This window comes from Empedobacter sp. R132-2, from assembly GCF_030324375.1.
In the GTDB taxonomy this organism is placed as follows: domain Bacteria; phylum Bacteroidota; class Bacteroidia; order Flavobacteriales; family Weeksellaceae; genus Empedobacter; species Empedobacter falsenii_B.
This window is the reverse complement of record NZ_JACAGG010000002.1, coordinates 83,133-103,517: the sequence shown is the minus strand read 5'-3', so window position 1 is coordinate 103,517 and position 20,385 is coordinate 83,133. Positions and strand designations below refer to the sequence as shown.

Here is a 20,385-nt window from a genome sequence, read left to right as displayed (position 1 = left end):
AAATGAAAAAGACACTCATTCTTTTGCCACTTTTTGCGGCAAGTATTGCGTTTTCTCAAGAAAAGAGAGTGATTACAGGTTCGGTTCAAGACGAAAAATCGTTGGTTGGAATTGCTGGTGCGTCTGTTAAAATTGAAGCTCAATCAATTTCGACAAAAACAGATCAAAAAGGAATTATAGAAAGTGTAACGGTTGGTACTGTTACAGATGAAGATGGTTTCTTTTCATTAGAAGTACCTGCAGGTACAAAATCTGTATTAATTAGTTATTTAGGTTACGATTCTAAATTAGTTGAACTTTCTACAGATTTATCAACATATCATGTAAGCTTAAAATCAACTTTAGGTGAAGTTCTTCCAGAAAATAATGATTTAAAAGAAGTTGTTGTTACAGGTTATCAAAAAATTGAAAAACGGAAACTAACATCGGCAGTATCAACTGTAAAAATGGATGATATTCAACAAGCTGGTGTTGCTAGTGTTGATCAATTGTTAAGCGGACAAATTGCTGGTGTAGCTGTTTCTACAGAAACTGGTTCGCCTGGTTCACCAAGTAAAATTAGAATTCGTGGTACGGCTTCTCTTTCTGGTCCACAAGATCCGTTATGGGTGATTGATGGTTTACCATTAGAAGGAAATGATGTGCCAAACTTTAACGATAAAGATAACATCGATCAATTGCAAAACTTTTCTATCGCTGGATTAAATCCAAACGATATCGAAGATATTACAATCCTTAAAGATGCTGCTGCAACAGCTATTTATGGTGCAAGAGCTGCAAATGGTGTAATTTCGATTACAACAAAACGCGGTAAAAAAGGCGCTATGACGGTTAATTTTTCTGCGAATACATTTGTAACAGCTCGTCCAGATTTTGGTCGTTTAAATTTACTAAATGCTTCTCAGAAAGTTGATCTTGAATTAATGCTTGCTAGTCGCGATGATTTAACGTATCGTACTGATAAAGGCGAAGTAATGCGAATTTTGCAAAAGAATGGTCAATTAAATGCTTTACGAAATGGAGGTTTTAATTCTTTAGATCTTATCACGCAAAATCAAATTAATTCTTTACGAAATAACACAACCGATTGGGGAAAATTATTGTATCGTAATGCAATTAATACACAATACGGTTTGAGTATTTCAGGAGGAAATGATCGTTCTGATTATTACTTCTCATTAGGATATTATGATGAGCAAGGAACAACGATCGGAACAGGTTTTGAACGTTATAATCTTACTTTAAAAAACAATTATAAACTTAACGATAAATTAGATGTAGGGATTTCTATTTTTGCAACTTCAAGTGATAAAAAATCTTTTGTAACAGATGCAGATGCGTCTATCAATCCGATTAATTATTCACGAAATGCGAATCCATATTTATCTCCATTCAATGCAGATGGTTCTTATCGTTATGACAACGATATTGATGGATTTGAAGATCGTTCTGTTCCATTCAATTTTATCGAAGAAAGAGAAAACACAAATTATACATTAAAAAACCGTTCGTTAAAAGGTATTATTGATCTTAATTATCAATTAGCAAAAGGTTTAAAATTAACATCTCAATTCGGAATTCAGTACGATAGTAACAAAACAGAAAAATACGCTGAGCAAGAAACTTATTTTACGCGTAAAATGAAAGAAGGAACGCGTTATTATAAATCTGGACAATATTTGTATTTCTTACCTGACGGAGGAGTTAAACAAAATTGGGATAACGAATTTTTTCAATATAACTGGAAGTTACAAGGAACATATAGTACTACGATTAACAATCGTCACGAAATTGATTTGATGGCTGGGACAGAAATTCGTCATACACAAAACGAAACGACTTTAACACGTGCTTTTGGTTACAATAAAACGACGAAAACAGGAACGCCAATCGTTTTCCCAAATTCAAGTTTTGCAGCAGAAAAACGTTACGAAACGTATAGAGAAATGCCAACGGAAGAAAATGCTTATGTATCTACATTTGCAACCGCTTCGTATACATTAGACAGAAAATATACAGTTTTTGGTAGTGTTCGTTATGATGGTACAAATTTATTCGGTGTTAATAAAAAATATAAATACTTACCAATTTGGGCAGTTTCTGCTTCTTGGTTAGTTTCAAAAGAATCGTTTATGGAGAACATCGATTTTATTTCGAATCTTCGTTTACGCGCTTCTTATGGTTTACAAGGAAATATTGATCGTAATACTTCACCTTTCTTTATTGGTGAATATAATGATGCAACAATTTTACCAGGTAATAAAGAAGATATTATCAATGCGATTAATTTACCAAATGATTTGTTGCGTTGGGAAAAAACAACGAATACAAATGTTGGGTTAGATTTAGGTCTTTTCAAAAATCGTATCAACCTTGCTGTTGATGTTTACAATCGTAAAGGAACAGATATGATTAGTATGCGCGAAACACCATTAGAAACAGGTTTTGAATATACAATGGTGAATTGGGGAGAATTAACAAACAAAGGTTTCGAGATTGCTTTAACAACTCGCAACATTGATAAGAAAAACTTTAAATGGTCGACAACAATTAATTTTGCGCACAACAAAAGTAAAGTTCTTAAAGAGCAACAACGTGAAAATAGTTTAATTCCATCTCGTGAAGGTTTACCTGTAAATGCAATTTTTGCTTTAAAAACAGCTGGATTTGACGAATACGGAAATCCAATGTTTTGGAAAGGAGATGAAAAAGTTTCTGCAAAAGAATTCTTTGCTTTATATGACTTATACGAAGATTTTTTACCAGGAGAAATTGTGGATTCTAAATTAACAAGCGAAGAAAAACGTAAATTATTTACTTATATCGGAGATCGCGATCCTAAATTTACAGGAGGTATTATCAATAATTTCAAAATTCACAATTTTGATTTAACGATTTCTGCAGCATTCAATTTAAAACAAACGGTGATGAAAACACCTTCTTATCGTGGAATGGAATTGGATCCAGGTCGTAATTATACGCAAGATATTTTCGAGGCAGGTTCTACACTTCCAGGAATTACAAGTCCAATTAAAGGAGATAACGATAGTTGGATGGCGAACAAATGGTTTGCAGGAAACAATGCAAACGCGTACAATTTATTAGACATTTGGGCGAAAGAAATTAGTTATATGCGAATCAGTAGTATTCGTCTTGGTTATACTTTACCAAACAAATATGTTGAGGTTGTCGGTTTCAAAAGCGCTCGTTTTAGCTTAGAAGGACGTAATTTATTTGTATTTAGTAATGGATACAAAGGTTATTTTGATCCAGAAACTTACGGAAATATTTATGCACAACCAATTGCTAAATCTGTAACAGTAGGACTTAATGTTTCTTTCTAAATTTTAAATCAAATGAAAAAAATATTTTTATTATTAAGCATAGTTGCAGTTAGCTTTACAGCAGTTAGTTGTGACAATTACTTGGATATTGAACCAGATGGAAAAGTGATTCCAAAAACGGTAGAAGATTACCGTATGGTTTTAACGAATTCTTATTCAAAATATCCAACACACAAGTCGTTGACAGCTTTACGTACGGATGAGGTTACATTGAATGAATACTCAAATGACTTTATTTCGTACCGAGAAATTGCACAATGGAAGGATACAAATCCAGATCAAATATCAATTCAATTTCCTTGGGTTAGTTTTTATACGGTGATTTTTTATGCCAATCAAATCATCAACGAAGGACCAAAAACAATGGAAAACTCTGCTGAAAAAGATCAATTATTAGCAGAAGCTTATGCGTTACGTGCGTATGCGTATTTTGATTTGGTGAATTTATACGGAAAACCATATAATTCAGCAACAGCAAGTACAGACAAAGGTGTTCCTCTAAATTTAAAAGTAGATTTAGAAGCAACGCTTAAACCATCATCTGTTCAAGAAGTTTATAATCATATTGAGTCTGATTTATTGCAAGCGACAAAGTTGATGAAAATGAATCAGCAATTAGCTGGATTAAATTATAGATTCTCGAATGCAGCTTTAAAAGCTTTAGAAGCAAGAATCGCTTTGTATAAAAATGAATGGCAAAAAGCAATTGATTTTTCTGATTCTACATTAAAAATCAAAGGTGATTTAGTGAATCTGAACACAACAAAACAAGTTCCAAATCATTATACATCTGCCGAATCTATTTTAGCTTTAGACAATACATTGAATCCTGCAATTCAGTATATGTCATATGCTTCACCAGAACTGTTAAGTAGTTATGATACAGAAAATGATCTACGTTTTCCGCTTTATTTTGAGAAAAGTGGATCAAAATATAAAGTTATCAAAGGTGGAAATTCAGAGTTCAAAACGTCTTTCCGCGTAGCTGAATTATATTTTATCAAAGCTGAATCATATTTGAAATTAAATAAGTTAGATCAAGCAAAAGCAACTTTATTTTCAGTTTTACAAAATCGTTATACAGCAACTGGTTTTGCAAAATTACAAACAGAAATTTCTGCGATGAATTCTACTGAATTGATGAAGTTTATTTTAGATGAACGTTTTAGAGAATTTGCGTTAGAAGGACAACGTTGGTACGATTTACGTCGAGCAAATCAAAAACAAATTATACATCAAATTTCAGGTAAAGAGTATATTTTACAAGAAAATGATGTTCGTTATACAATAGAAATTCCACAAGCAGCTAAGCTCAATAATCCTCATTTATAACATTTTTAGACCGTCTTTATTCATCATTTAGACGGTTTTTTTATACTTTTGCATTCATGAAAATTGCAATTGTAGAGGACGAATTATTGGCGGTTACTTATCTAAAAAATCTGTTAGAGGAGCAATCGATTGTTGATATTTCTTCAATTACAATTTTGCGCTCAACAAAGCAAGCAACGGAGTTTTTTAGAGATAATTCGGTTGATTTAATCTTCATGGATATTCATTTGGGTGATGGGAAAAGTTTCGAGATTTTTCAGGAAGTTGAGATTCTAACGCCAATTATTTTTATCACTGCTTATGATGAATATGCGATGAAAGTTTTCAAGCATTTTACGATAGATTATATTCTGAAACCCTTTGAAGTAGAGGAGTTGCATATTGCATTGCAAAAATTCAAGACTATTCGAACTAGTTTTGATATTTCACCAACATTACAATCGATAGCTGTTTTAGAAAATTCACCGTCCGAGATTATGCATCGTTTTTTGGTAACGAATGGTAACAAATTACGTTCGGTAGAAGAACACGAAATTGCTTATTTTTTTGCTTCGGGAAAACATCTTTTTATAAAAACGAAAGATGAACAAACCTATATTTATGATGATACAATAAAGGATATTATAAATAAATTGGATGAAACTATTTTCTTCAAAATCAATCGAAAATTTATTGTTCACATTGATGCAATTACTGAAATAATAAGATATTCAAGTCAAAAAATTGAAATCCATCTTCAACCAAAATCCGAAGCTGAACAAGCTATTTTTATTAGTAAAACACAGATTAATGCTTGGATGGATTGGATGAATAGGTAAAAAAAATCTCACATTTGTGAGATTTTAATTAACTTATAATGTTACTTTTTATTAAAATCGTCATTTCTAGTGAAATTCTTTTAGAATTTTGTATCGAGAAAAAGATTTTAAAATATTAGTTTATAAATTCTCTAACATCAAGATAATTTCACTTTCGATACGTTGCATCATTTCAGGCAAAATTTCGATTTGATGTTTTACATTTTCGATGGTATTGTACGTCAATTCTCCCGTGTTCAAATTCAAATTATATTCAATTTGTCCTTCCCACGAATTACTCGATTCATAAAATGAAACCATTTCAAAAGGCAATCTTGGCAAAATTTCGCCAAAATGTTCTTCTAATTTGATTCGATTTTCTTGATTAATTGTTAGTTTTTCCATGATCTAATAATCATTGCATTAGCAGAAGTTTCGTAGAAAATAATCGCTAATAATTGTAAAAATTCAGCATGATTTAGCTTTCCAGCAACTACTTCTTCAATATCTGCTTCGTAATATTCTTCAATTGTTTTGGTCATCAAGGCCTTAAAATTCTCTAACGGAATATTTTGATCTTTCAATTCATTTAATAAATAATTATTCGAAGCTAAAAAATCAGGACGAGTTCCGAAAATAGGAGACTTACGAATATTTAACGCATTATGAAAAGTTTGCGAAATCAAAACGCCACGTTCCAATTCTTCGAATTCCCAACTTTTACGAACTCTTCTTGGATTATTTTCATAGAAAATATGGTTGTGAAAAGCGTGAATATGTTTCGCAATATCCGTGTTGGTATGTAAATAAAGAAACTGCAAAATCGAACTAAACAAATGATTTGCGTTCAGATTCGCTGGATAATACGTGTACAATAATGGATAATGAAACAATGTTGTGTACAACGGTGAAAAACTATCAATAATGTTTAGATTCAATACATTTATTCCTTCAAAATCTACTTTCTGATTCGTTTGATAATAATTAATTCCAGCCAAATAAATATCCTCATAACTCAATTCAAACTGATTAAGATACGCTCCAATTTGTTTGAAAAATGATGTATTTAAGTTATGATTTGTAACTAATTTATATTGTTTATTTTCAAATTCTTTAATAAAATCTAACTTAAACTCTGACTTTAAATTATCATTGATAACTTTATCAAAATCAAATGATTTATTTCTAATTACATTGACATAAATTTCGTTGTATGTATAAATAATTTGCTTTATTGGTTCTGTATCCAAAGCTTCAAACGGATTGATGTCAGCATTTGGCGTAGCATACAACGTAAACAAACGACGAAATTCTTGTTGAATCTTTTCTTCTTCCGCAAACATATTCATCAATTGATTGGTGTTCGCAGCAATAATACTTTCACCTAAAAAAAATAAAATACCAGCTTTCAAATCTTCATCAAAACCACATCTTTCAAGGGTTTGATCAAAATAAGTTTTGAATGGATTTTCAGGATTTTGGCTCATATCGAATAATTTTTTTTATCATTTAAAAAGTAAAAGTATTGATTTTTTGAAGATTTAAAACGAAAAAACCTCTGCAAAACAGAGGTTTTTAAAATTTATTTTAGTGAATTTGTTTAACTTGTTAAAATTCAACCATTGAAGGATTCAATCCAGAAAAACCATCAGCTGGCATTTCATCTATCGCTTTTACATCTTCTACACTTAATTTAAAATTATTTGAAGTTAAATTCGCTTCAATATTTTTTTCTGAAGAGGAGCGAGGAAGTGGTAAAATTTCTTTCGCCAAACAATAATTAATACAAATCTGACCAACTGAAACATTGTATTTATCAGCCAAAGAAACAATTAATTCGTTCTCCAAAATTCTTCCAGAACCTAGCGGACTCCATGCTTCAACTAACAAATCGTTTTGTCTACAAAAATCGACTAATTCTGGTTGCGAATGTCCTGGATGAATCTCAATTTGATTAACCATTGGTTTGATTTCAGCCGTTTCAAATAAAGCTTCCAAATGATTGATATTGAAATTACTCACACCAATCGCTTTTGCTTTTCCAGATTTGTAAATTTCCTCAAAAGCTTGCCAAGTTCCAGCATTCAATTCTGCCCAAGTATCAGGAAATTGCGTTTCATTTGCTGGCCAATGAATCAAATATAAATCCAAATAATCTGTCTGTAAATCAGCTAAAGTTTGCTCAAATGCAGCCATTGCTTTTTCGTATCCACGCTCAGAATTCCAACATTTAGATGTAATGAATAATTTACTACGATCTACATTTTCAGCTTTCAAAACTGTTCCAATTTCTTTTTCATTTTTGTAGATTGCTGCCGTGTCAATATGTGTATATCCTTTTGTTAATGCAATTTTTAGAGGTTCTATAACTTTTTCACCTTCCAATAACCATGTTCCAAATCCAATTGCAGGAATTTCGATCCCGTTTGATAGTTTAAAGTTTTCCATTTTTTCAATATTTTTATATTCAAATTTATCTCAAAACAACCAATTTCAATAATTAGTAGACGTTAATTCTTATGTTAAAACTCATTTATAGAAATCTTAAATTTAATTGTTTGTTAATAAAATAGTTCTATATTTATTCTCGAAAAGTGATAGGAAAAAATATTAAAAATGACACAATTTACAGGTACGATTGAGGATTTTATGAATACACATGAAGAATTTATTAATGCTTTGATTCTTAGAAAAATTAATCAACAAGTTGTATTAGATAAGAAAGATGCAGAAGATATTCAGCAAAATGAATTTATTCAACAAAAATTAGATGATTTAAAAGAACATATGACTGATTTGTTTGAAAATGAATTTGGTGATTGGGAAATTACAATGGATTTAGAATCTTTTGAACAAGAATTTGATAAACATTTTCAGATTTCGAAGCAAGAATTAGAAGATAATGTGCTGTTGAAGTAGGTGATTATGGAAGAAAAACAGATTTTACATGTTGATTTCGCAACTTTGAGACAATCGTATATAGAAGTCAAAAATTTTCTAGAAAAAACAACAAAAGAAAAAGTTGAAAATGTTGATGTTCTGATTGAGAAAGATTTATTTTTATCAGGATTAGATAATGAATCACTTTTGATAGCGTTTATAGAAAAATATGATATTGATTTTTCTAAATTTGATTATTCAAAACATTTTTTGTCAGAAGGAGAATTAGCGAATGGATTCCAAGTTGTCTTAAATATAGTTTTTCTTCCGTTATATTTTCTATTTTGGTTGATAAAAGAATTTACTTTTGATTTGATTGACTTAAATAAATATTTGATTAAGATTGTGAAATTATTTTCAACTAATCAAAGAGAAACTCGTGATATGAGTTTTGGAGATTTGTTAACTTCTTATGTCAACAAGAAATATACGTTAAGAAACACTACAAAATTCGTTTTGCATAATCCTAAACTCTCATAAAATCTTCTTCCAACAAGTCTTCTAAAGGACTTTGCATCAAAGATTGTGGTAAATTTCGGAAAGCAAAATTTCGTATATTCATCAAAAATTTATTGTCGACTTGAGCAACTTTTCCAGCCAAACGAGAAGTATCGATAATATAATGTGTTCGTTTCAAACGACGTAAATTATAATGTTCAAAAGCTAACAAAATATCAGTATCTTTTTTGATTAGTTCATCATACAAAACACAAACATCTTCAACAGCCATGCATGCGCCTTGCCCCATGTTTGGTGTGGTTGCATGTGCTGCATCTCCAATTAACAATACACGATTAAATGCATAATTATTAATCGGTTTTATATCCATAATTGGCGTAGCAATGATGCTTTCTGGATTCGTTTTTTGTAAAGTATTTCTGATTTGTCCCGAATAATCTTTGAACTGATTTTTAATATCACTTAAAGCGTAGTTGTAAACTTCAGAATTTAGTTTTGTATTGACACAAGCATACCAATAAATTTGATGATTGATTAATGGCGTCAAACCAAATCGACCATTTGGTCCCCATGTTTCGATGCTCTTTTTTGAATTGTAAGATTTATCCTCTACAATAGCACGCCAACAAATATAGCCTGCATAACGAGGTGTTGAATGTTTTAACAATTGTTGACGAATTGTAGAATTTATCCCATCAGCACCAATTAAATAATCACCTTCTGTAGAAGTTCCATCTTCAAAATGAAGGACAACTTTCTCAAAACTTTGTTCAAAGAATTTTATTTTTTTTGACGTTTTAATTTTATTCGAATCAATTTTCGAGACTAAATAATGATGTAAATCTGCACGATGAATGGCAAAATTTTCGTTGTTGTAATTTTTTCTTAATCGTTCTGTGTCCGCTTTCAGAATTGTTTTTTCTTTCCAATCTTGAATTTCAAAATCTTCTAACATATGCCCCAAAGGCGCAACCTCTTCTGCTAAACCTAGAATTTCAAATGCTTTCATTGCATTAGAAGCCAAACCAAAACCAGCCCCAATTCCTCGAACTTCTGGAGAAGCCTCGAAAATTTCGTAGTTATAATTTAAATCTTGCAAAGCTTTTGCTAAAGTTAAACCCGCAATTCCTGCACCCGCAATTAAGAATTTTTTACTCATTGATAAAAATAAAGTTCAAAATTAATCATTCTACTATAAACCAAAAAGAAAAGCGAATCAATTTGATTCGCTTTTTAGAAGTTATTTTGTCGAAAATTATTGTTCGTTAAAATATTTGTAGAAATATGGAATAGTTTCGATTCCTTTGTAGAAATTGAATAAACCATAATGTTCGTTTGGAGAGTGGATAACGTCAGAGTTTAATCCGAATCCCATTAAAACAGATTTTGTTCCTAATTCTTCTTCGAATAAAGCAACAATTGGAATAGATCCACCAGCTCTTTCGGCTAACGCTTCTTTTTCAAAAGTTTCAGCTAACGCTTTTTTAGCAGCGATAAAACCTGGGTGATTAGTTGGTAAAATATAAGGTTTACCTCCATGATGTGGTTTTACTTTAACTTCTACAGAAGAAGGCGCTAAAGTTGGGAAATAATCTGCAAATTGTTTTGTTACAACTTCTGGATCTTGTCCAGGAACCAAACGCATTGAAATTTTAGCATACGCATGAGAAGGAATAACTGTTTTAGCACCTTCGCCAATATATCCTCCCCAAATTCCGTTTACATCTAAAGTAGGACGAATAGAAGCTCTTTCGATTGTAGAAAAACCTTCTTCTCCTTGGATATCAGCAATACCAATAGATTTCTTGTATTCTTCTACATCAAATGGAATTTTAGCTAAATCAGCTCTTTCGTCTTCTGTTAATTCAAGAATTGGTTCATAGAAACCTGGAATTGTAATGTGACCTTTTTCATTGATTAATTTTCCAATCATTGTTGCTAAAACATTAATCGGATTAGGAACAGCTCCACCATAAACACCAGAGTGCATATCGCGATTAGCTCCTTTTACCTCAACTTCTACATAAGATAAACCACGTAAACCAACAGAAATAGAAGGTTGTTCGTTTGAAATCATAGAAGTATCAGAAATCAAAATCACATCATTTTTTAATTTCTCTTTATTGTTTTTAACGAAATTTACTAATGAAGGAGAACCAACTTCTTCTTCACCTTCGATCATAAATTTAACGTTACAAGGTAATTCGTTTGATTTGTTTAAAGCCTCAAAAGCTTTAACGTGCATAAACATTTGACCTTTATCATCAGCAGAACCACGAGCAAAAATTGCTCCGTCAGGATGAATTTCTGTCTTTTTGATTACTGGCTCGTATGGTCCAGATTCCCATAATTCTAAAGGATCAGCTGGTTGTACATCGTAATGTCCGTAAACTAAAACAGTAGGTTTTGAAGCGTCAACTATTTTTTCTCCGTAAACAACAGGAAAACCTTCTGTTTCGCATACTTCAACATTATCAGCACCTGCTTCTTTTAAATATTTTGCAACCATCTCGGCAGCATCATTTACGTCTTGTGTGTAGGCTGGATCAGCACTAACTGAAGGAATTTTAAGTAATTCGATTAATTCATCAAGAAAACGTTGTTTATTCTCTTGTATAAATTGTTGCGTATTGTTCATTTTTGTTTGTTATGAATAATAGGTAAATTTAAAAATAAAATCTTGATTAGACTTTCTTTTTCAAGAAAAATATAATGCGAAAACCTTTGTATCTTTGCAAAAAATTAGAGAATGATATTATATAATACAACTTTTATTGTTGAACAAGAAGTGCATGATGATTGGTTTGCGTGGATTCAGAAAGAGCATATTAATGATTATTTGAAATCAAATTGTTTTATCGGTGCTCGTTTAGGAAAAATAACTTCTCATATAGAACCTGGGGCGGTTTCTTATTCTTTGCAATTATTTGTGAATGATGAATTGACTTTAGATAAATTCAAGAATAATTTTTTATCAGAAATTAAACAAAAAAGTTTGCAAAAATACGCGACTAAAGTACTAAGTTTCGAAAGTGAAATGGAACATATAGGGGATTATAATTAAACAAAAGCTCGAGAAAATTCTCGAGCTTTTTTTATATTCTTTTTTGAAAAATAACTTCAATATTCAATTCAATCCATTGTTTGGTGCTAAAATCATAATATGACTTTGTAATATTTGTAGATAGACGATTGTAGTCTATAATTTTTAAATTTTCAATAGAAACATTTTTTTTATTTTCCTTGTTACCAGTATAGTTGCTTTCTGTATAACTACTATCTTTTATAACCATTACTTTATCCGATAATGTTGTAGATGTTACAAATCCATATTTTACAAAAACTGCATAACCGCTTGGTATACTTGGATAATCATAATTTATTAATGTTAGAGGAAAATTAAAGGAGATTAATTTTACTTTAGGTCTAACTTCTAAAAAGTTCTCTTGTTTATTAAGAATTTCAATTTCATCCAACAAATTAGTTGATGTTTTTTTATCATTGTTTAAATCAACTGGGATATTAGCTTTATAGGACACAATATTATAAGTCTCAACTACATCTTCTTCCGAAAAACCATCATCATCTTTACATCCAAAATTAATAAGAATTATACTAGATGCAAGTAGTAGTTTAAAGTAATTTGTAATCATATCATTATGAATTTTAGTAAATATAATAATTTCATTGATTTGTATAGTTATCAATTTTTGATTTATGTTTTTTTGACTTTAGTTGAATTATTTCAGAATTGGTTTCGATTTAGATAAAAATACCTATTACGATATTTTACTTCCGAAAAATTATAATTCAAACAAAGCGTTTGTTATTAAAATGGGCAAATCACCTGATAAAACAGAAAAATTGATGGACGCAAAAATGTAGTTCCAAAATAGAATAAAAAAATGCAGTAGTTTTTCTACTGCATTTTTTGTTTATGTTTAACCTTCGAAGCTTCTTACAGCGTCTAATGTTTTATTAATTTCAGCATCTTTAATTGCATCAGAAATAAACCAAGTTTCGTATCCAGAAGGAGCAATGTAAACTTCGTTCGTTAATAAATGATGGAAAAATTTGTTGAATCTTTCGTGGTTACATTTGGTCACATCTGTAAAGTTTTTAATTTCCGTTTGCTCTGTAAAGAAAACAGACATCATCGACCCTAAACGATTGATATGATTTGGAATTCCTTTTTCTGCAAAGATTTTAGAAATTTCAACATCTAAAGTTTCTGTAGCGTTATCAATTCTATTGAATAATGCTCTATCATTATTGATAATATTCAATGTTGTGATACCAGCACGCATAGCAATTGGATTTCCTGATAATGTTCCCGCTTGATAAACAGGGCCAAGAGGAGCAAGGTGATTCATGATTTCGCGACGAGCAGCAAAAGCACCAACAGGGAAACCTCCGCCAATTACTTTACCAAATGTTACAATATCTGCATTGATGTTTAAACGTTCTTGAGAACCTCCCATCGCTTGACGGAAACCTGTCATTACTTCATCAAAAATTAATAAAGCTCCATTTTCATCACAAATTTGTCTTAATCCTTCTAAGAAACCTTTTTCTGGAACAATACATCCCATGTTTCCTGCAATTGGCTCAACAATAATAGCTGCAATTTCGTCTTTATTTTGTTCGAATAAAGCTTTTACATCTTCCAAATTATTGTATTCTGCCAACAACGTATCTTTTGCAGTTCCTTGTGTTACACCCGGAGAATTTGGATTTCCGAAAGTTGCAGCACCAGAACCAGCTTTAATCAAAAATGAATCTGAATGTCCATGGTAACAACCTTCAAACTTTACAATTTTATCACGATTTGTATAACCTCTTGCCAAACGAATTGACGACATACAAGCTTCTGTACCTGAGTTCACCATACGAACCATATCGATGTTTGGAACTACAGAAGTAATTAATTTTGCAATTTCAGTTTCCAATTCAGTTGGTGTACCAAAAGAAAAACCATTTTTCATCTGCTCAACAGTCGCATTCAAAACACGCGGATCTGTGTGTCCAATAATCATTGGTCCCCAAGAATTGATGTAATCTACGTAAGCACGTCCATCTTCATCATAAATATAAGCACCTTCGGCTTTTTTGATAAAAATTGGCGTTCCTCCAACAGATTTAAATGCACGAACAGGAGAATTTACACCTCCTGGAATATATTCTTGCGCGTCTTTGAATAATGCGCTACTTCTTTGATACAACATAATTTTACAAAAATAGTTGCACAAATTTACTGAATCTTAAATGAATTATGAAGTGATTTTGATTAGATTATAAGTTTATGTGAAGATTTATTTTCTAAATACTCAATTAATGTTTTAATCAATTGATTTTCTTTCAAAATCGTTTGATTTCCAATCAAAAATAATTGCTCTTTTGCACGTGTTAACGCCACATTTAGTTTTCGGTCAACATTTCCTTGGTCATTCATATTCACCAACGCATTCAATTGTGAATAATATGTTACCGCAAAACTATACAAAATAATATCGCGCTGACTTCCTTGATAACGCTCAACTGTATCAACCGTTATTTGCTCGTAATTAGGAATATTTGCTAATTCTAATTTTTGTTTAATCAAGGCAATTTGATTACGGAAAGGCGCAATAATTCCAATTGTTTTCTTTGCATCAAATTCTTTTTTATTGATTTCGTATAAATGAATAATTTCTTGTACAAATTTCACAATCAAATCGGCTTCTTGCTCATTCGTTGAAGGCAAATAAGGATTTTCGTCCACATTGATAAACGCAAAACGATGATTCGTAATAAAGTTTTGTAAATCATTTGATTGATTATGATTTTCAAAATGTAAATCTGCACGTTGGCGATGTAAACTTTGCTTAATCTCTTCATTCAAATTTGGAATATCATAGGCAACATTTAATTTTCCATCATAAAAATAATTGTTCGGAAAATCTGCAATTTCAGCATGCATTCTTCCTTGATAAGTCAATTGGTCAAATGAATTTTCGTTATTATTACGCTCACAAAATTCATACAAACGTTCGAAAATTGAGTTTTTACGATTGATTAAACCAATATTTTCTAATAATTCGTTGTTCGTTTTTGCTAATTCAGGATTTTGCAAAACAATTGCAGGCAACTGTTTGTGATCACCAATCATGATAAAACGTTCTGCTTTTGGTAGAATTCCAACAATTTGTGGTTCTAAAATTTGTGAAGCTTCATCAATAATAATTGTATCAAATTTCTTTAATTTCAGAATATCATTTTTACTCGAAATTGAAGCAACCGTCGAAACAAAAATGCGTTGTTTACGAATAATATCTTGAATTGTTTTTCTCGAAAATTTTTCTCCTTTTTGCTCTAAATCAACATCTTTTTGCTCGATAATTTTATTCAATAAATTAGGATGAAATTCAGGAGAAGTAGATAATTCATTCCCAATTCTGATGAACTTTTGTTCAATTTGATCAGAAATAGCCGAATTTATCGATTCACATAATTCATCAACCGCACGATTTGTATACGCCAAAAGCAAAATATTACAATCTTGTTTCTCGTAGATTTCTTTCACCAATTCTTTGATGATAATCGATGTTTTTCCTGTTCCTGGAGGTCCATTCAACAAGAAATAATCTTTAGAAGAAAGCGCTTTTTTCAAGATTCGATTTTGTTCATCCGAAAGATTTGAGTTAAAATACGCATAATCCATTTGATTTCTTGGAATAGATTGCGTTAAAATCAAATCTTTTTTTGCTTTAGAAGAATGAATTAATCCATACAGATTTCGGTACATCGAAACAAAAGAAGAATCCATAAAATCGCGTTCCAAAGCCCATTTTCCTGATGAATCAAACGAATCAAAAAAGCGTGTGTTGGGCTGCTGATAACGAAAACGCAACACAATAAATTCTCTCGAAATACTTTTGATGGTACATTTAAAAACCTGATTTGTTAAAACCGAATCTTTGAAATTATTTCTTGGATAAAGAATGCAAATATCACCTTCGCGAATCGAAATAAAATCATTCGCAGGATTAGTTCTTTTTAACTTGATTTCACGTTTTGGATCAGAAATATGATTTTCTACAATTTCTAAATCATAAATAATCTCAAAATTATTGTTTTTTTCTTCAAAAGTATTCAACCACAAACTCGCCAAACCGTTGTTAGAAGTTGATTGTCCCAAACCAAGTTTCGCCATATATTGCTCTTTCGCAATGAAATTCGTAAACGAATAAAAATAGGCTTTTTCTAGCGGCGAACTATTTTTGATCGGATAGAGAAATTTATCCAATTGTTCTTCTAAAATTTCTTTGAAACGTGGATTAATTTTTCGTTTGATAAAATTGGCAGGTTTAATCGAATAAATAGTTGATTCAATATCGGTTAATGCATGATTTGCTAAACGGTTTTCGTTGATAATTATTCGATTTCGTAAATCAAAAATGCGTTGAACTCGCGCTAAAGTTGGTACATCAAAACGTAAATTTCCTTGATATACTTTAGAATAGAAAATATATCCTTCGGTGTTTTTGGTAACATCTTTAAACTCTAAATCATACAAAACACCAATAATTTGGTAATATAAAAAGAGCTGCGTCGCATGATTTGGTTTGACACTTTTTCCATCATCAGGAAAAGGCGCGCCACCAGATTTCAGCTCGATAATTTTATTTTTTCCTTCGGGATTAATATCCAATAAATCCAAACGACCTTGAATTCCGTATTGTTCGCACAAAAAAGAAGGCTCTATTAATGCACGATCCAACGAAATATCATATTGCGGAAAATCCTCAGTCAATACCTTTTGAATACGATCAAAATGACCTTTCGCTTCCAAATAATAATCTTTCAAATCTTGTGGATTCGTCAAATCGTTGCAAGCTGTATATTCTAATGGATAATTTTTAAAATCATTCTTAAAAATCTCATTAAAATCAGTATTTTCAATGTTTTCCGTTGAGAAATGATCGACTACAGAATTGGCAAAATTTCCTAATCGAATGTGTTTGCTGTTTGGTGCTTTTTCAAATTTTTTCTGAATATAATGCAATTCGGAAGTTCCATAATCTTGAAAACACTCAGCAATTGCCGAAATATCGACCAAATAATCTGGCTCGAGAATGATAAAACGTGGATGGTAAATTCCTTCTTCATCAATTGTCGAATTGACTAAATTTAATTGCGCACCAACCCAAAAATCTTCAATAGAAGTGAAGTTTTCATTTACGCCATCTTCATCAATCTGAACTGTAATATTTTCTTCTGTTTCATTGTCTTCATGATCGCAAATCAAACAATCTCGTTTGATTTCAATCACTTGAACACGCAATTTTTTTACCCGATTTCGAGTAAGAATTTTGTTGGTATAAAATTCTTTTTCAGGAAAATAATAGATGATTTCGGCAGGAATCATTACTTCATAAATCGAAGAAATAAAATCCGCAACATATTTATAATGTGTAAAATATTCGTGTTCTGTCGGTTCGTATTTTTCGCTTAGAATTCGTTGAGCCGTTTTACGAAACGAATGAATTTTAGTAGAAACTTGGTATTGATTACAGATAAAAGATAGTTTCGAGAAAAAGTTAGAAAACTGTAAAGCTTCGTTTTTTGTCAAGTCAAATGCAATATTTTCAACCAAACGTTTTAAATCTAAATATTTAGAATTGATTGGTTTATTAGCAAGTTGAATTTGTAAAACTTCATTTAGCAGTTGATTTCCTATTTCTTCTCGATTCACGGCGATTAATTTGGTGTAAAATTAAGACTAAATATTGTATTAAAAAGAGCTTTAATCCCACGTTTTCCAATCGTCACTTGTAAACAACCATTCCGGAGTTTTAATTTTACCTTGTTGCACTTTATACCAAGGATTTAATTTTTTATCCATGGGATTATTAAGAATCTGGATTTCTTGTGCAGGCATATAACTTTGAGCAAGTAAAACAATTTTTTCGCCTTGTTCATTTTTTGCCAAATCGACTACCATAACGGCGTGCCCATAAGGATTTCCTTGTTGCAAAAGAATATCTCCAATTTTTATCTGTTCAAAATTCACTGATTTTAATTGATTTTTCAAAGATGCTGTATTCGCATAACTGAAAATATATTCCAAATACTTCCAATAATTTTTTGGTGAATAATCTTTATTTGCAAAATCAGTAAATTTGCGCGGTTTTCCGTCTGATAAAAAGTTGAACGAGATTTCATCATAACGGTTTTGTTGGTAAAGATAATCAGCTCTCAAACGCATAGTTGCATCAGCACATTGGTGTAAATCTTTGTTTCCAATCGGTAAATCAATCACAGCATTGTACACATTATTTACAGGTTTTTCTTTTCCATTATAATATTTCACAAGTGTTCCAAAGTCTTTCAAATGTAGATGTTGCAGGAAATATCCGAATTCATTTTGATTATAATTTTCTCTTTGAAAACCTTTCGGAACTGAATATCGATCAATTATTTTATTCGCTTTTTCGTTGATAAAACTTTCTTTCTCAACAATTTTTGGAATTGAATCATGATGATTTTCTAAACGATTTGATTTTTCATCTCTGCAACTAAAGATGAAAAATAGCAATAAAAAGTAGAAATATTTTTTCAAAATTATTTAATTCTCAAAGGTGAAACAATAACAACAAATCCATCTGGATCTAAGAAAGAAATTCCGTTCTCATTCCAATACGGATTTTTAGATTTTATTGGTTTGATATCATGAAATTCTAAACGCTCTATGATTTCGTCATATTCTTGTTGCGTTGTTGGATAAAATACCAAACAATCGTCTTCATCAAAATGATGATCGACATTTTCGTGAGTTGTTGTAAATTCTAAATGCCAGTCTAAATCTGGTTTTCCAATAAAAATACCATCATATCCATTGTGATTTTGAAACTCTCCAAGGATTTCAAAATTTAAAACTTTAGTATAGAAATCTTTTATTTCGTTGATTTGATTGGTATGTCGAGCGACTCTAAATTGCATAAAATTCACTATTATTATTGATTGAAAATTAGTATATTTTATTGAATTTTATAGAAATATTTAATGATGTTCAAACAAAATCGATATACAAAACTTTTTATCTGTTCGCTCTGTATTTTTATTATAGGAATATTCTCGACCGGATATGGCTATAATTTGGATTATAACAAAAACGATTATGGTGTATATTTTTTACTTGTTGGATTTCTTTTTATCATCATAGGATTTATAATCGGTGTGTTTAGCTTAATAAAAGGATTTGTAAAAATATATCAAAAATAAATACTTTAATTTTACTCATATAGTTTATATAATATATTGATTTAGATGAAAAAAATAGTATTCTTTTTCGTTCTCGTAACATTCTCTGTGATGACTTCTTTTGCTCAGAAAAATGACAAAGTTAAAAATGAAGAAATTAAAACGATCAAAGCAAATTTTAGTCGAATTAATTCAATTAAAAATTGGTCAAAAATAAAAGAAGTCGAAACAGATGATTCTACCGAAGGTGGTCTTATTAATTATTATTATTTCTTGGATGATAAATTAGAAAAAATTGTAGTCCGAAAATTTGGAGAATCGGGACAATATTTGGCTGAGTATTATTTATTGAATAATAAATTATCTTTCGTTTTTGAACAAGATACAACTTATAATTTTCCTTTGTATTGGAAAGAATTTGATGATAAAAAATCGAAAATTGAAGAATCTCGTTATTATTTTGAAGATAGAAAATTGATTTATTTTATAGGAAAATCTAAAAATTATAAGACTGAAAGTGAAAATACTTTAGTTGAATTTGATGAGTTAATTAAGATGAAAAATAATTCTAAATAAATGATTTATAATAGTTATATTATAATTTGATTAACTTGTTTTATGTTCAAACTATATCCGTATCATTCTTGTTCTTTAGTGTTATTGTTTCTATTAATTAATACACAACATTTTTGGATTCATGAAACTGGAATTTTCGCGATTGTTTTATATTTAATAGAACTTATTTTATTCATAGGATTAATTATTTCTACAATACTAAAGTTGTATAAATATTTTGATGATGATGGAAGAAATTTCAAAAAAGGAATACCTGTCTTTATTAGCATTATTGTTTTGACTTTAGTTTTTCTATATCCATCAGGAATAATTACTGATAATACAATTTATGGTAAGGATAAATTATTTGCTTTTAGAGAAGGAACAGCAAGTTGCGGTATCAGCTATCATTTTAAATCAGATAGTATTTATATTGTAAATTCGTTTTGCTTTTTCCCATCACGAGAAGTTGGTAAATATTATATGAAAAACGATACAATATATTTTGATACTATAACTAATAAACAATATAAATTCGGAACAATTAATAGAAAAGACTCAGTTTTAGAATTATATTATTTAGAACCTCGAACATTCAATTTTGACACATCGAAAGTAGATTCTATAATAATCAAAAGAAAAATTGAAAATTCAAAAAGTCATAGCTTTAATATCGCAGAAATAAATAATCTTGAATAAAAAAATCCGTCAATTGA

Annotated in this window: 18 protein-coding genes; 8 read left to right on the top strand and 10 right to left on the bottom strand. The window is 30.4% G+C overall.

From position 1 onward, the window contains the following. The first annotated feature begins 2 nt into the window (after positions 1-2). The 3 genes from HXZ69_RS02200 to HXZ69_RS02190 are packed head-to-tail and all read left to right on the top strand — an operon-like array spanning position 3 to position 5,494. Positions 3-3,344, top strand: a complete 3,342-nt coding sequence (locus tag HXZ69_RS02200; protein WP_286494865.1) for a SusC/RagA family TonB-linked outer membrane protein — start codon at positions 3-5, stop codon at positions 3,342-3,344. A gap of 12 nt (positions 3,345-3,356) precedes the next feature. Beyond that, on the top strand, positions 3,357-4,676 hold the full coding sequence (locus HXZ69_RS02195) for a RagB/SusD family nutrient uptake outer membrane protein (protein ID WP_221856182.1): 1,320 nt from the start codon (positions 3,357-3,359) through the stop codon (positions 4,674-4,676). A gap of 56 nt (positions 4,677-4,732) precedes the next feature. Continuing rightward, on the top strand, positions 4,733-5,494 hold the full coding sequence (locus HXZ69_RS02190; RefSeq protein ID WP_286494864.1) for a LytR/AlgR family response regulator transcription factor: 762 nt from the start codon (positions 4,733-4,735) through the stop codon (positions 5,492-5,494). 120 nt (positions 5,495-5,614) lie between these two features. Here the strand turns inward: HXZ69_RS02190 and HXZ69_RS02185 are convergent, their stop codons facing one another. The 3 genes from HXZ69_RS02185 to HXZ69_RS02175 form a co-directional block, all read right to left on the bottom strand. Then, the gene (locus tag HXZ69_RS02185; RefSeq protein WP_125349508.1) at positions 5,615-5,878 is read right to left on the bottom strand and encodes a hypothetical protein; all 264 of its coding nucleotides are present in this window, start codon (positions 5,876-5,878) and stop codon (positions 5,615-5,617) included. After that, positions 5,866-6,960 (bottom strand): hypothetical protein, encoded by a 1,095-nt coding sequence (locus HXZ69_RS02180; RefSeq protein ID WP_286494863.1) that lies wholly within the window; start codon positions 6,958-6,960, stop codon positions 5,866-5,868. Before HXZ69_RS02180 ends, HXZ69_RS02185 begins: the two co-directional genes overlap by 13 nt. Before the next feature lie 121 nt (positions 6,961-7,081). After that, on the bottom strand, positions 7,082-7,921 hold the full coding sequence (locus tag HXZ69_RS02175; RefSeq protein WP_286494862.1) for an aldo/keto reductase: 840 nt from the start codon (positions 7,919-7,921) through the stop codon (positions 7,082-7,084). Between the two features lie 168 nt (positions 7,922-8,089). Here HXZ69_RS02175 and HXZ69_RS02170 point away from each other — a divergent pair, with 168 nt between their 5' ends. Continuing rightward, a complete protein-coding gene (locus HXZ69_RS02170) occupies positions 8,090-8,392 on the top strand; it encodes a hypothetical protein (RefSeq protein WP_221856190.1) in 303 nt (100 codons plus the stop codon). A 6-nt stretch (positions 8,393-8,398) separates the two neighbouring features. Continuing rightward, positions 8,399-8,893: a hypothetical protein gene (locus tag HXZ69_RS02165; protein ID WP_286494861.1), complete on the top strand. Its 495-nt coding sequence runs from the start codon at positions 8,399-8,401 to the stop codon at positions 8,891-8,893. Here the strand turns inward: HXZ69_RS02165 and HXZ69_RS02160 are convergent. Together HXZ69_RS02160 and HXZ69_RS02155 are read right to left on the bottom strand one after the other, a co-directional pair. Then, positions 8,880-10,031 carry an FAD-dependent monooxygenase gene (locus tag HXZ69_RS02160; protein ID WP_286494860.1) on the bottom strand — a complete coding sequence of 384 codons (1,152 nt, stop codon included), beginning with the start codon at positions 10,029-10,031 and terminating at the stop codon, positions 8,880-8,882. The two genes, HXZ69_RS02165 and HXZ69_RS02160, sit on opposite strands and share 14 nt — an antisense overlap. 96 nt (positions 10,032-10,127) lie before the next feature. Continuing rightward, on the bottom strand, positions 10,128-11,510 hold the full coding sequence (locus HXZ69_RS02155) for a dipeptidase (RefSeq protein WP_038334410.1): 1,383 nt from the start codon (positions 11,508-11,510) through the stop codon (positions 10,128-10,130). A 111-nt stretch (positions 11,511-11,621) separates the two neighbouring features. On the opposite strand from HXZ69_RS02155, the gene HXZ69_RS02150 reads away from it, so the two are divergent. Continuing rightward, the gene (locus HXZ69_RS02150) at positions 11,622-11,936 is read left to right on the top strand and encodes a DUF4286 family protein (protein ID WP_284583689.1); all 315 of its coding nucleotides are present in this window, start codon (positions 11,622-11,624) and stop codon (positions 11,934-11,936) included. Positions 11,937-11,967: 31 nt separating this feature from the next. On the opposite strand, the gene HXZ69_RS02145 is transcribed toward HXZ69_RS02150, so the two are convergent. The 5 genes from HXZ69_RS02145 to HXZ69_RS02125 all read right to left on the bottom strand — a co-directional run bounded on the left by HXZ69_RS02145 (position 11,968) and on the right by HXZ69_RS02125 (position 18,853). Beyond that, the gene (locus tag HXZ69_RS02145; protein WP_286494859.1) at positions 11,968-12,525 is read right to left on the bottom strand and encodes a hypothetical protein; all 558 of its coding nucleotides are present in this window, start codon (positions 12,523-12,525) and stop codon (positions 11,968-11,970) included. Between the two features lie 288 nt (positions 12,526-12,813). Continuing rightward, a complete protein-coding gene (gene hemL / locus HXZ69_RS02140) occupies positions 12,814-14,097 on the bottom strand; it encodes a glutamate-1-semialdehyde 2,1-aminomutase (protein ID WP_125349521.1) in 1,284 nt (427 codons plus the stop codon). A 62-nt stretch (positions 14,098-14,159) separates the two neighbouring features. Next, positions 14,160-17,606 (bottom strand): ATP-dependent helicase, encoded by a 3,447-nt coding sequence (locus HXZ69_RS02135; protein ID WP_286494857.1) that lies wholly within the window; start codon positions 17,604-17,606, stop codon positions 14,160-14,162. Positions 17,607-17,657: 51 nt separating this feature from the next. Continuing rightward, positions 17,658-18,473, bottom strand: a complete 816-nt coding sequence (locus HXZ69_RS02130) for a DUF4846 domain-containing protein (protein WP_286494856.1) — start codon at positions 18,471-18,473, stop codon at positions 17,658-17,660. 2 nt (positions 18,474-18,475) lie between these two features. Next, the gene (locus HXZ69_RS02125; RefSeq protein ID WP_286494855.1) at positions 18,476-18,853 is read right to left on the bottom strand and encodes a VOC family protein; all 378 of its coding nucleotides are present in this window, start codon (positions 18,851-18,853) and stop codon (positions 18,476-18,478) included. Positions 18,854-19,180: 327 nt separating this feature from the next. On the opposite strand from HXZ69_RS02125, the gene HXZ69_RS02120 reads away from it, so the two are divergent. Both HXZ69_RS02120 and HXZ69_RS02115 read left to right on the top strand, forming a co-directional pair. Next, positions 19,181-19,690, top strand: coding sequence for a hypothetical protein (locus tag HXZ69_RS02120; protein ID WP_286494854.1), 510 nt, complete (start codon positions 19,181-19,183; stop codon positions 19,688-19,690). 42 nt (positions 19,691-19,732) lie between these two features. Beyond that, positions 19,733-20,368 carry a hypothetical protein gene (locus HXZ69_RS02115; protein WP_286494853.1) on the top strand — a complete coding sequence of 212 codons (636 nt, stop codon included), beginning with the start codon at positions 19,733-19,735 and terminating at the stop codon, positions 20,366-20,368. Positions 20,369-20,385 lie beyond the last annotated feature (17 nt).